This window comes from Mesorhizobium sp. M0633, assembly GCF_040320645.1.
Lineage (GTDB): Bacteria > Pseudomonadota > Alphaproteobacteria > Rhizobiales > Rhizobiaceae > Mesorhizobium.
Window position 1 is genome coordinate 113426 of record NZ_JAMYQC010000011.1, and the last position, 12736, is coordinate 126161.

General features: G+C 63.1%; 10 protein-coding genes. 4 read left to right on the forward strand and 6 right to left on the reverse strand.

Annotated features, from left to right (window positions below):
* Positions 1-12 precede the first annotated feature (12 nt).
* The 6 genes from NKI47_RS14485 to puuE all read right to left on the reverse strand — a co-directional run bounded on the left by NKI47_RS14485 (position 13) and on the right by puuE (position 7263).
* On the reverse strand, positions 13-1602 hold the full coding sequence (locus NKI47_RS14485) for an ABC transporter substrate-binding protein (RefSeq protein ID WP_352590913.1): 1590 nt from the start codon (positions 1600-1602) through the stop codon (positions 13-15).
* A gap of 154 nt (positions 1603-1756) precedes the next feature.
* A complete protein-coding gene (locus tag NKI47_RS14490) occupies positions 1757-3739 on the reverse strand; it encodes a CocE/NonD family hydrolase (protein WP_352590916.1) in 1983 nt (660 codons plus the stop codon).
* Positions 3740-3824: 85 nt separating this feature from the next.
* On the reverse strand, positions 3825-4418 hold the full coding sequence (locus tag NKI47_RS14495; protein ID WP_352590918.1) for a nucleoside deaminase: 594 nt from the start codon (positions 4416-4418) through the stop codon (positions 3825-3827).
* Positions 4418-4921 carry an ureidoglycolate lyase gene (locus tag NKI47_RS14500; protein WP_352590921.1) on the reverse strand — a complete coding sequence of 168 codons (504 nt, stop codon included), beginning with the start codon at positions 4919-4921 and terminating at the stop codon, positions 4418-4420. The genes NKI47_RS14495 and NKI47_RS14500 overlap by 1 nt, the downstream gene beginning before the upstream one ends.
* Entirely contained in the window at positions 4918-5766 is an 849-nt protein-coding gene (locus NKI47_RS14505; protein WP_502897028.1) for a bifunctional allantoicase/(S)-ureidoglycine aminohydrolase, read from the reverse strand. The genes NKI47_RS14500 and NKI47_RS14505 overlap by 4 nt, the downstream gene beginning before the upstream one ends.
* A 63-nt stretch (positions 5767-5829) precedes the next feature.
* On the reverse strand, positions 5830-7263 hold the full coding sequence (puuE, locus tag NKI47_RS14510; RefSeq protein ID WP_352590927.1) for an allantoinase PuuE: 1434 nt from the start codon (positions 7261-7263) through the stop codon (positions 5830-5832).
* Between the two features lie 172 nt (positions 7264-7435).
* Here puuE and uraH point away from each other — a divergent pair, with 172 nt between their 5' ends.
* The 4 genes from uraH to xdhC all read left to right on the forward strand — a co-directional run bounded on the left by uraH (position 7436) and on the right by xdhC (position 12714).
* Positions 7436-7810, forward strand: coding sequence for a hydroxyisourate hydrolase (gene uraH, locus NKI47_RS14515; RefSeq protein ID WP_352590930.1), 375 nt, complete (start codon positions 7436-7438; stop codon positions 7808-7810).
* A 1-nt stretch (position 7811) separates the two neighbouring features.
* Positions 7812-9296: a xanthine dehydrogenase small subunit gene (gene xdhA, locus NKI47_RS14520; RefSeq protein WP_352590933.1), complete on the forward strand. Its 1485-nt coding sequence runs from the start codon at positions 7812-7814 to the stop codon at positions 9294-9296.
* Positions 9296-11647, forward strand: coding sequence for a xanthine dehydrogenase molybdopterin binding subunit (gene xdhB / locus NKI47_RS14525; protein WP_352590936.1), 2352 nt, complete (start codon positions 9296-9298; stop codon positions 11645-11647). The genes xdhA and xdhB overlap by 1 nt, the downstream gene beginning before the upstream one ends.
* Positions 11648-11709: 62 nt before the next feature.
* A complete protein-coding gene (gene xdhC, locus NKI47_RS14530; protein ID WP_352591042.1) occupies positions 11710-12714 on the forward strand; it encodes a xanthine dehydrogenase accessory protein XdhC in 1005 nt (334 codons plus the stop codon).
* Positions 12715-12736: the final 22 nt, after the last annotated feature.

Here is a 12736-nt window from a genome sequence, read left to right on the forward strand (position 1 = left end):
GCAAGGCCGGGCTCAGGCTTCGAGCCAGCACTTTGCCAGAGCGTATCCGTTCATCAGCTCCTGATGCGGATCGTCGACCCAGCCGGCAACCTTGGCGCCCGTCGCGTCGATGAACTGGTTGAACATCGGCAGGATGAGGCCGCCCTCGTCGCGAACGAGCATCGCCATGTCGCGATACATCGCCTTGCGCTTGGTGTTGTCGAGCTCGGCGCGTGCCGCCAGCACCATCTTGTCGAAATCCGGACGCAGGAAACGCGTATCGTTCCAGTCGGCCGTCGACAGGTAGGCAGTCGAATACATCTGGTCCTGCGTCGAGCGTCCGCCCCAGTAGGACGCGCAGAAGGGCTGCTTGTTCCAGACTTCGTTCCAGTAGCCGTCGCCCGGCTCGCGCTTGATCTCCAGCGTGATGCCGGCCTTGGCCGCGCTCTGCTGATAGAGCTGCGCGGCGTCGACAGCGCCCGGGAAGGCGACGTCCGATGTTCTGAGCAAGATTGAGCCGTCATGGCCCGACTTCTTGAAGTGGAACTTTGCCTTGTCGGGATCGTATTTGCGCTGCTCGATATCATCGGAAAACAGCGGGTATGCCGCATTGATCGGGAAGTCGTTGCCGAGCGAGCCGTAGCCTCTGAGGATCTTGTCGAGCATCTCCTCGCGGTCGATCGCCAGCTTCAGCGCCATACGCAGATCGTTATTGTCGAATGGCGCGGTGTTGCAGTGCATGATGAAGACGTAGTGGCCAGGGCCGGCATGGTTGCGGATGGTGACGCCGGGTAGACGCTTGATCAGGTCGACGATCTTCGGCTCGACGCGGTTGATCATGTTGACCTGTCCGCCCTGCAGGGCGGCCGTCCGCGCCGTGGCATCGTTAATGACGATGACCTCGACCTGGTCGGCATGGCCCATCTTGTCGCTCTGCCAGTAGTTGGCGAAACGCTCGCCGCCATGACGCACGCCAGGCTCGTTGGTAGTGACCTTGTAAGGCCCGGCCGAGATGCCGGCGTCGGCCTTGTCCTTGCCGCCGTTCGGCTGGATGATCAGGTGGTAGTCGCTGAGCAGATAAGGAAGGTCGGCATTGGCCTCCTTCAGCGTCAGAACGACTTCCTTGCCGCTGACCTTGATGCTCTCGATGCCCTTCATGTAACCGAGTGCGCCGGACTTCGACTTTTCGTCCGAATGACGTTCGAGCGTGGCGGCCACGTCCTCGGCGGTCACCGTCTTGCCATTGTGGAATTCGACGCCGTCACGGATTTTCAGCGTCCAGGTCTTGGCGTCGTCCGACGAGCCGATCTCCTCGGCGATGCGGTTCTCGAGAGTGCCTTCCGGGGAAAGCTCGACGATCAGTTCGCCCCACATCTTGCCGAAGGCGAACGGCACCTGGGTCAGGAACAGGGCCGGATCGAGGCTGTCGGCCGAAGAGCCGCCGACCAGGCCGGCCTTCAGCGTGCCGCCCTTGACCGGGCCTGCGGCACGCGCCGCGTTTGAAAGCAGCGAGTTGGCGAAGGTTGCGGTGACACCGAGCGCTGCCGCCCGGCCGAGAAAATCGCGACGGCTCAGCTTGCCGGACGCAACGCGCCGGCTCAGATATTCCAGTTCGTTCGACATGTTGAGTTCCTCACTCTGTTGGTCCGACCTTATGGTCGTTTTTCTCATTTCTATCGGGAGAATAATGACCGTAAGGGAAAGCCGTAAGCAAGACCGAATGCGACATGCCGTGGCGTAAATCGTGCGTCGCAATTGGACCAATCGCTATAAGCGCTCAAAGCAATGCGCGCGGGATTTTCTCCTCGAAGTTGCGCTCGAAGACCAGTTTTTCGCCTTCGTAGGCTTCGATTCTGGCGCTAACCATGAAGCTTTGCGCGTCGGAGCGCATTTCGGCGAAGGTTTCGGTGCGCACCGACCATTCATTTCGCGACAGCGTCTGGGTCCAATGCGTCTTGCCCGACGCTGACAGCGGATTGTCGGGATGGATCGCCCATGTCTCTCTGGCGACGCTGCCATTGGCGAGGCCATGCCCCAGGTCGCGCACCTCGCCAAAATCGTCGACGATGGAAAGCGTGGTCATTCCGGTCTTTTCGTCGCGATCGACATGACGCTCGGAATTGGCGGCGCGGACCGTTTCGGTTGCCCAGGGCGTGGCGCTTTCGGGGGCGGGGAAGGTGACCTCATCGCCTGTCGCCGGCGGGCGCAGCGGCAGCATCAATGTCGCGGCCGACAATTCCAGCCGGACCGGCTCCGGCGACGGCCAGATCATCGGCCAATAGCTGTTGGAGATGGCAACGCGCAAGCGGTGGCCGGCCGGCGCGCGATAGGCGCATTGGTCGAGCACCACCCGGGCGCTGACGGTTTCGCCGGGCACCAGCGCTTCGGGAAATTCGTGCGAGTTGCGATGCGTCAGGTTGAGCACGCCGTACGAGATCAGCTCCGATGCCCCGTCCGGATGGACGTCGCACAGCCGAACCGCGATGTTCGCCTGGCGCCGGTCCGACGAGACCCTGACCACAACTTCGGGAGCACCGACAATGTCGACCGTTTCGGTCAGCACCGGCTGGTCGAAACACACCGACAGCGCATCGTCGGGGCGCTGGTCACCCGGCAGTTCCGGTCCAAAGGTGAAGGGGAAATATTCGCCGCCGGCGAGGCCGCAGCTTTGCGGCGAAACGACGATAGCGTGGTTGCCTTCAGCGATAAGCTCAACCTCTTGCGTCTTGATGTTGGGTGACGGCCATTCCGATTCAGCGACCCAGCGGCCCGGCCGCTCGGGATGCCAGCGCGCCGGACGCACGCTGTCCATGACATAGGCGCGGTAGGCGGGGTCGGCCTCGACGCCGGTGTCGATGTCCTTCAGCCAGCGGTCCCACCAGCGCAAGGCCTCCTGCAGGAAGCCGATGCGCGGTTCGGGCGCGGCGTAATGCGGGTATTTGTGGATCCACGGGCCGACGATGCCCTTGACCGGCGCCTGGATGTTGGCGGCGAGATGGGAAATCGTATTGCGATAGCCGTCATGCCAGCCGCCGATCGACAGCACCGCGGCATGGATGGCGGAATAGTCCTCGCAGATCGAGCCGCGCTTCCAATAGGCATCGCGATGCTGGTGCTTCAGCCACAGCGGTGCCAGGAAGGGCTGGTTCTCCAGCCTGGTCAGCCACAGGTCGCGCCATCTGTTGTCGCCGGCCAGCAACGGATCCGGCGGCCTTGACGAATAGGACAGCATGGTCGAGGCCCAGCCGAAATTCTCGATCAGCAGGCAGCCGCCCTTGTAGTGGATGTCGTCGGCATAGCGGTCGACCGTCGAACAGAGACTGATGACCGCCTTCAGCGCCGGCGGCTGCTTAGACGCCACCTGCAGGCAGTTGAAGCCGCCCCACGAAATGCCCATCATGCCGACATTGCCGTTGCACCAGGGCTGGTCCGCCGCCCAGGCGATGACGTCGCAAGCGTCCTGCAATTCCTGCTCGGAATATTCGTCGTCCATCAGCCCTTCGGAATCGCCATTGCCGCGCATGTCGACGCGGATCGAGGCGTAGCCGTGGCCGGCAAAATAGGGATGCGTCAGCTGATCACGATAGATCGTGCCGTCGCGCTTGCGATAGGGCAGGTGTTCGAGGATTGCCGGCACTGGGTCGTCGGCAGCATCGGCCGGCATCCACACCCGCGCCGACAGCCGGCAGCCGTCCGGCATGATGATCCTCATATCCGGAAATTCGACGATCTTTCGGGGGAATTCAGTGACGATTTTCATGCGGGCGAACTCCAGGAGCGCCAGATGATGGAGCCCGTGAGAGCGCGTCATGGGCCAGTCAACGAATTCGGCTGGTCAATCCGCGTCAATTCAGCGGAATGTCGTTTTCGTCCTTGCCGGCCTGATAGGCGCCGGACAATTCGTCATAGCGCGCTGATATTGTGTGGATGCGCGCTTCCAGCCGACCGCGCTCGGGGTCGGGCAGCGAGCGCACCAATTTGCGGATCGAAAAGCTCTTCCAATAGGCATTCTCGGCATTGTAGCCGCCGGGATCGAGGGTGAAGACCTCTTTCAGGATCTTCAAATCGTGCGGGATGTCGAAGCTGTCGCGCGAGTCCTCGTGGCTGAACAGATAGAAGAAATTGTCGAAGCCGGTCCAGGTGATCGCCGACAGGCAGAGCGAGCAGGGCTCGTGGCTGGAGAGGAAGATAGCCTCCTTGGTGTCGACGCGTTCGGCTTTAGGCATTTCGTAGAAGCGCTTCAGGCAATGCACCTCGCCGTGCCAGAGCGGGTTTTCGGTCTCGTTGTTGGTTTCGGCAAGCACCAGCGAACGGTCGTCCTTGCGCAGGATCGCCGCGCCGAACAACTTGTTGCCATGCGCGACGCCCTCGGCCGTCTTCGGCACGATGTCGTGCTCTATGACATCGAGCAGGCGGTCGATCAGCGAAATGTCAGCCATCACCGGCTCCCATCGGGAAGATGAATCTCGTAGGCGTGCGAGAAGTGGCACTCTTCGAGGTTGGAGCCGTCACCGCCACGGTCGACGACCAGGAAGTCCTGCGGCTCGCCGATCGGCGTCAGCACGCCGTGCCACAGATTGCGCGGATAGTTGATGCCTTGCCCGGGCGCGGTGATGAAGGCATGCGGCTCGCCCGGGCCCTCCTCGCCGTCATGGCAGACGACGACCAGGAACGGCCGTGGTGACAGCGGGATGAAGGCCTGGCTGCCAAACGGATGGCGCTCCACCATGGTAAGCTTCAACGGCAGCTCATAGTGCGTGCCACGCACCATCGAGATCAGCACGCGCGCATTCGGCCCTCGTGCTTCCGCGGTGGCGAGGTCATGGTAGCGCTCGGCCTTGCCGCCATTGATCGGATAATGGTTGTCGCCGCCCATATCGATGACGTCGCCGAATTCGGCGAAATTCTCGCGGGTCAGCGGCCGCGCGACGATGCGGGTCATGGTGTAGGTCTCGCGACGCCGGCGCTGCCAAGCTTGGCGTGGCGGTTGACGTCCTTGTAGAGGAGATAGCGGAATTTGCCTGGCCCGCCGGCATAACAAGCCTGCGGGCAGAAGGCGCGCAGCCACATATAATCGCCAGCCTCGACCTCGACCCAGTCCTGGTTGAGACGATAGACCGCCTTGCCCTCCAGCACATAAAGCCCGTGCTCCATGACATGCGTCTCGGCGAAAGGAATGACCGCGCCCGGCTCGAGCGTGACGATGGTGACATGCATGTCGTGGCGCATGTCGGCCGGATCGACGAAGCGCGTGGTCGCCCATCGGCCTTCGGTACCCGGCATCGGCGTCGGCGCGATGTCCTGTTCGTTGACGAAGAACGCTTGCGGCGGCTCGATGCCGTCGACTGAATCATAAGTCTTGCGGATCCAGTGGAAGCGGACGGCGGCGCCGCTTTCATTGTGCACCGTCCACCCACTCGCCGGCGGCAGGAAGGCAAAGCCGCCCGGCCTTAAGCTATGTTTCTTGCCGGCAAGCGAAACGCTTAGCTCGCCTTCGACCACGAACAGCGCACCTTCGGCGGCGGCGTCAAGCTCAGGGTGGTCGCTGCCGCCGCCAGGCGCGAGCTCGACGATATATTGCGAAAACGTCTCGGCAAAACCCGACAGCGGCCGCGACAGCACCCAGACGCGTGTCCCATCCCAGAACGGCAAGGCGCTGGTGACGATGTCCTGCATCACGCCCTTGGGGATGACGGCATAGGCCTGTGTGAACACAGCGCGGCCGGTCAGCAATTCGCTCTGGCCGGGATGTCCGCCCTGCGGCGCATAATAGGTTCGCTCGGCCATTTTCATCATATCCATAAATTCAAGCCTGTTGCGGACGCCAAGGCCTATCGCGGCAGCCAAAGCCTATTGCGGAAGCATGTCCTTGAGACGAAGCAGCGCGATGCGCTCGACCTGTCTGCAGGCGGTTTCGAATTCGACATCGTGGCTGTTGCCAATACGCGCCTCGAACTCGGCCAGGATCTCCCCCTTGGTCTTGCCTTTCACCGCAATAATGAAGGGGAAACCGAAACTGGTGACGTAGGCGGCATTGAGTTTTGCGAACAGCTCGCGCTCCTTGTCGGTCAGCGCGTCGAGGCCGGCCGAAGCCTGTTCCCTCGACGATTCCGCCGTCAGCCGCTTGGCCTGCGCCAGTTTTCCGGCAAGGTCGGGATGCGCATTGAGCACGGAAAGCCGATCGGCCTCGCTTGCCGCGCGAAAGACGCGGCAGAGCGCATTGTGCAGGCCGCCGGCACTTTCATGCGCCGGGCCGAGCTCCAGCTCATAAGCGCGCTCGGCAATCCACGGCGAATGCTCGAACACGCCGCCAAATGTATGGACGAAGGCCTCGAATTCCATTTTCGACGGGCGCAGCGCCGGCAACCGGAACGGATGCGTCTCCTGCCAATGTTTTGCGATGTCGATGCGCCGTGCCAGCCAGACCTTGTCGTGTGATTTGACGTAGTCGATGAAGCGCTTCAGTGCCGCGACCCGGCCCGGCCGGCCGACGAGGCGGCAGTGCAGGCCGATGTTCATCATGCGCGGCCGTCCTGCCTTGCCCTCGGCATAGAGCGTATCGAAACTATCCCTGAGATAGGCAAAGAACTGGTCGCCCGAGTTGAAGCCTTGCGGCGTGGCAAAGCGCATGTCGTTGGCGTCGAGCGTGTAGGGGATGATCAGCTGCGGTTTCGCCGTGCCATCCGGCGCCACGTGCTCGAACCAGTAGGGCAGTTCGTCGTCATAGGTGTCCGACACATAGTCGAAGCCGCCCTCTTCCGCCGCCAGCCGCACCGTGTTGATCGAGGTGCGCCCGGTGTACCAGCCGGTCGGCCGCGCGCCTGTGACCTCATAATGCAGCCGGATCGCCGCTTCCATGTCGCGGCGCTCGTCTTCTGGCGTATGGTCGCGGTAGTCGATCCATTTCAGCCCGTGCGAGGCGATCTCCCAGCCGGCCTCCTGCATCGCCGCAACCTGATCGGGCGAACGCGCCAGGGCCGTGGCGACGCCGTAGCAGGTGACCGGCACCTGTGCCTCGCTGAACAGGCGCAGCAATCGCCAGAAGCCGGCTCGGGCGCCGTATTCGTAGATCGATTCCATGTTCCAGTGGCGCTGGCCGGGCCAGGGCGCGGCGCCGACGATCTCCGACAGGAAAGCCTCCGAAGCCTTGTCGCCGTGGAGGACGCAATTCTCGCCGCCCTCTTCGTAATTGACGACGAACTGCACCGCGACATGCGCCCCGCCGGGCCATTTCGGATCCGGCGGATTGGCTCCATAGCCCCGCATGTCTCGTTCGTAACGCATTCTCGCTCCTGCCGGAATTGTGATCAGGATAGTCGAAAGGAGTGCCTGCGCATTCCCCCGAAATTTTTGAAAGTGTTTTTGTCGCGCTCCGCTCGACCGGGACTTATGCATCGCCTTTAATTGGCGCACAATTCATGAATAGTGTTCGACTGTGCAGGGAATGGAGCAGCCAGTGGCGGAAACGTCGAAAGCCGAAGGCGGGCGCCTGACGACCCACGTCCTCGACACTGCGGCCGGCAAACCGGCGGCCGGTCTGTCGATCGAGCTCTATCATCTTGACGGTCAGGCCCGGACGCATCTGAAAACGGTCGTCACCAATGATGACGGCCGTTGCGATGCTCCGCTGCTTGCCGGCGCCGAATTCCGTACCGGCGAATACGAGCTGGTCTTTGCGGCTGGCGATTATCTGCGCCGGCAAGGGACAAAACTGCCGGAACCGGCCTTCCTCGACCATGTGCCGATCCGCTTCGGTATGGCCGAGCCGGTTCACTATCATGTGCCGCTGCTTCTGTCCCCGTACGGCTATTCGACTTACCGGGGAAGCTGAGATGGCCGGGATCAAGACACGCAACGAAATCCGGTTCATCCTCAATGGCGAGGACGTCGCGCTCAGCACGGTTGCACCCGACCAGACCCTGCTCGACTGGCTGCGGCTCGACCGCTCGCTGTGCGGCACCAAGGAAGGTTGCGCCGAGGGCGACTGTGGCGCCTGCACCGTGCTGGTCGGCAGGCTCTCCGGTGGAACACTGGTCTATGAAAGCGTCAATGCCTGCATCCGCTTCCTCGCCTCCCTCGACGGCTGTCATATCGTGACCGTCGAGCATCTGCGGCGCGGCGACGGAGAAAAACTGCACCCCGTGCAGCAGGCAATGGTCGATTTCCACGGCTCGCAATGCGGCTTCTGCACACCGGGTTTCGTCATGTCGCTTTATGCGCTGTGGATGCGGGCGCCGGAGCCGTCGGACGCCGCCATCGAAAAGGCGCTGCAAGGCAATCTCTGCCGCTGCACCGGCTACGAGGCGATCATGCGCGCCGCACGTGCCATCTCCAGCTACGGCACTGCGGCAAAGGATCCGTTGGCGGCGGAGCGCAAGGCAGTCACGACCAAGCTCGAAGCGATGAAGGACGGTTCGCGCATCGAGATCGGCTCCGGCAACAAGCGGCTGATCGTGCCGGCCAATGCCGACGATCTGGCCAGCGTACTCGTCAAGGAGCCGGGCGCCACTATCGTCGCGGGTTCGACCGATGTCGGCCTTTGGGTGACCAAGCACATGCGCGATATTGCGCCGGCGGTTTTCATCGGCAATCTCGATGGTCTGTGCGGGATTTCCGAGGACAAGGGCGTCGTCTCGATCGGCGCCGGTGTCACCTATAGCGAAGCCTTCTCGACGCTGGCGAAACGCATCCCGGCGCTCGGCCCGCTGTTCGATCGAATCGGCGGCGATCAGGTGCGCAACATGGGCACCATCGGCGGCAATATCGCCAACGGTTCGCCGATCGGCGACACGCCGCCGCCGCTGATCGCACTCGGTGCCCGCCTGACGCTGCGCCGCGGCGACAAGCTGCGGACGATCCCACTCGAGGATTTTTTCATCGCTTATGGCCGACAGGACCGGCAGCCCGGCGAATTCGTCGAGGCCGTGCATGTTCCGGTGCCGGGTAGCGAGACGAAATTTGCCGTCTACAAGATCACCAAGCGCCGCGACGAAGACATCACAGCAGCGCTAGGCGCGTTTTTCCTGAAGCTCGCCGAGCATGGCACGGTGGCGGATGTGCGCATCGCCTATGGCGGCATGGCGGCAACGCCGAAGCGAGCCTTTGGCGTCGAAAAGGCATTGCTTGGCAAGCCCTGGACGGAAGCGACGGTCGAGGCGGCGATGGCCGCGTATGCCGACGATTTCACGCCGCTGACCGACATGCGGGCAAGCGCCGAATACCGGGCGCTGGCGGCGCGCAACCTGCTGCTGCGCTTCTTTGCCGAAACCACCGGCACCCGGGCGCCGATCCAGGTATCACGGCACGAGGCGGCATGATGAACAAGCACGCCACCCCAAACCTGAAGGCAAAAAAAATCGCCGGCGGCGTCGCCACCGACCAGCGCCATGATTCCGCGCACAAGCATGTCAGTGGCACGGCCGTCTATATCGACGACATGCCGGAACCGGCCGGCACGCTGCATGGCTGCCTTGGGCTTTCGACGGCGACGCATGCCACCATCACCAGCATGGACCTTTCGGCGGTGCGCGCCGTACCCGGCGTCATCGACGTGCTGACGGCGAGCGACGTGCCAGGCGAGAACGACATTTCGCCGACCGGCCGTCACGACGAGCCGGTGCTGGCCGACGGCAAGGTGCAATTCTTTGGCCAGCCGATCTTCTGCGTCATTGCCGAAACCCGCGAGCAGGCGCGCCGTGCAACGCGGCTGGCCAAGGTCGAATACAAGGAATTGCCGTTCGTCGCCGATGTCGGTGAGCTCGATCCACGGATGGATAAGCTGGTCACGCCGCCGCTGACGCTGAAGCGCGGTGATGCAGCGGCTGCGATCAAGGCGGCGCCGCGCCGGCTGAAGGGAAAGATGCGCATAGGCGGCCAGGAGCATTTCTATCTCGAAGGCCATATCGCCTTGGCCATCCCCGGCGAGGACCACGACGTCACCATCTATTCCTCGACCCAGCACCCGAGCGAAATCCAGCACATGGTCAGCCATGCGCTCGGTGTGCCGAGCCACGCGGTGACGGTGGAAATCCGCCGGATGGGCGGCGCTTTCGGCGGTAAGGAAACGCAAGGCAATCAGTTTGCGGCATTGGCCGCTATCGCCGCGAAGAAACATCATCGGGCCGTGAAAATCCGGCCCGACCGCGACGACGACATGATCGCCACCGGCAAACGCCACGATTTCCTCGTCGACTACGAGGTCGGCTTCGACGACGAGGGCAATATTCTGGGCGTAGATTTCATGTTCGCGGCGCGCTGCGGCTTCTCGGCCGACCTCTCCGGCCCGGTCACTGACCGCGCGCTGTTCCATTGCGACAACACCTATTTCTGGCCGGCGGTGCACGCGCAATCGGCGCCGCTCTACACCAACACGGTATCGAACACCGCCTTTCGCGGCTTCGGCGGCCCGCAAGGCATGGTCGGCGCCGAGCGCGTCATCGACGAAGTCGCGTTTGCCGTCGGCAAGGACCCGCTCGAAATCCGCAAGAAGAATTTCTACGGCACCAGCGACCGCAACATCACGCCCTATCACCAGACGGTCGAGGACAACGTCATCCACCGCATCGTCGCCGAGCTGGAGGCGAGTTCCGACTATGCGAGGCGCCGCCGCACCATCGATGCTTTCAATGCCAACAGCCGCTTCATCAAGCGCGGACTGGCGCTGACGCCGGTCAAGTTCGGCATCTCGTTCACCGCCACCCATTACAACCAGGCCGGCGCGCTGGTGCATGTCTATACCGATGGTTCGGTGCATCTGAACCACGGCGGCACCGAGATGGGGCAGGGCCTCTATGTCAAGGTGGCGCAGGTCGTGGCGGAAGAGTTCCAGATCGACCTCGATCAGGTCAAGATCACCGCGACGACGACCGGCAAGGTGCCGAACACCTCGGCCACCGCCGCGTCTTCCGGCTCCGATCTCAACGGCATGGCGGCGCAGAATGCCGCCCGCCAGATCAAGGACCGGTTGATCAATTTCGCCGTCGAGAGATACCAGGTGCCGCGCGACCAGGTGCTGTTCTTGCCCAACCGCGTGCGCATCGGCAACCAGGAGATCGCCTTCGCCGATCTCGTCAGGCAGGCCTATATGGCGCGCATCCAGCTTTCGGCGGCGGGTTTCTACAAGACGCCGAAAATCCATTGGGACCGCGACAAGGGCGAGGGCCATCCCTTCTACTATTTCGCCTATGGCGCCGCGTGCTCGGAAGTCTCGGTCGATACACTGACCGGCGAATATGTCGTCGAGCGCACCGACATCCTGCACGAAACCGGCCGCTCGCTGAACCGCGCCATCGACCTCGGCCAGATCGAGGGCGGCTTCATCCAGGGCATGGGCTGGCTGACGACGGAGGAACTGTGGTGGGACGACAAGGGGCGGCTGCGTACCCATGCGCCATCGACCTACAAGATCCCGCTCGCGTCGGACCGGCCGAAGATTTTTAATGTGACTTTGGCCGACTGGGCGCAAGCAGGCGAGCCGACGGTGCACCGCTCCAAGGCGGTCGGCGAGCCGCCCTTTCCGCTCGCAATGTCGGTGCTGCATGCGCTGTCGGACGCAGTTGCGAGCGTTGCCAGCCACAAGATCTGCCCGCGCCTCGACCCGCCGGCCACGCCGGAGCGTGTGCTGCTGGCGATCGAACGGCTGAAGCGGGAAGCCAGGACCGGCACTTGAATCCCGGAAAACGTGCAATTCAGGCCGAAAAACTCTATATTTCCCGATAGGGAACGCGAATGATGAACGCGAAAGTGCAGAGCCTGAAAGCCTTTCTTGCCGGTGCCGGCCGGGCCGCCTTAGTTGAGGTGGCCGGGACAAAAGGTTCGACGCCGCGCGAGGCGGGTGCCTTCATGCTCGTCTCGGGATCGGCCACTTTCGGCACGATCGGCGGCGGCCAGCTCGAATACATGGCGATCGACAAAGCGCGGCAGATGCTTTTCTCCCCCCTTGAGGGGGAGATGGCCGCGAAGCGGCCAGAGGGAGTCGTCTCAGAAGGCACCGCCAGCGCGTCGAGCACTGCCGCGGCGACCCCACCCGGCGGCTTCGCCGCCACCCTCCCCTCAAGGGGGAGGGATACCCTCGACATCGCGCTCGGCCCGGAGATCGGGCAGTGCTGCGGCGGCAGGGTCGAGCTGCTGATCCGGCTGGTCGACCCCGCGCTTGAAGCCAAGCTGGTTGCGGCGGCGGAAGCCGAGGAAGCGCAGCTACCGCATGTCTACATCTTCGGCGGCGGCCATGTCGGCCAAGCGCTGGCCTCCGCGATGGCCTTGCTGCCGGTGCATGTCGTCGTTGTCGAGACGCGAGCCGAGGCGCTGGAGGGCATGCCGGAAGCGGTAGAAACAAGCCTGACGCCGATGCCTGAGGCAATGGTGCGCGAAGCCCCGGCTGGATCCGCCTTCGTCGTCCTTACACATGACCATGCGCTGGACTTCCTGATCATCGCCGAGGCGCTGAAACGCCGGGATGCCGCCTATGTCGGCATGATCGGCTCCAGAACCAAGAAGGCGACGTTCCGGAACTGGTTCCTTAAGTCGGCGGACGGAAGCGAGGCGGAATTTGCCCGCCTCGTCTCGCCGATCGGCGGCGATGCGGTGAAAGACAAGCGTCCGCAAGTCATTGCAGCGCTCGCCGCGGCCGAAATCATAACGGCATTGGCGAGGTATTATTTACCCGTCGACGGGCCAAAATATTCCCAATCACCGGGCGGTGGTCGGTCGACCGCATCATCGTCGCAGACTTTTTGATGCTATGAACGAAAGACTGGAG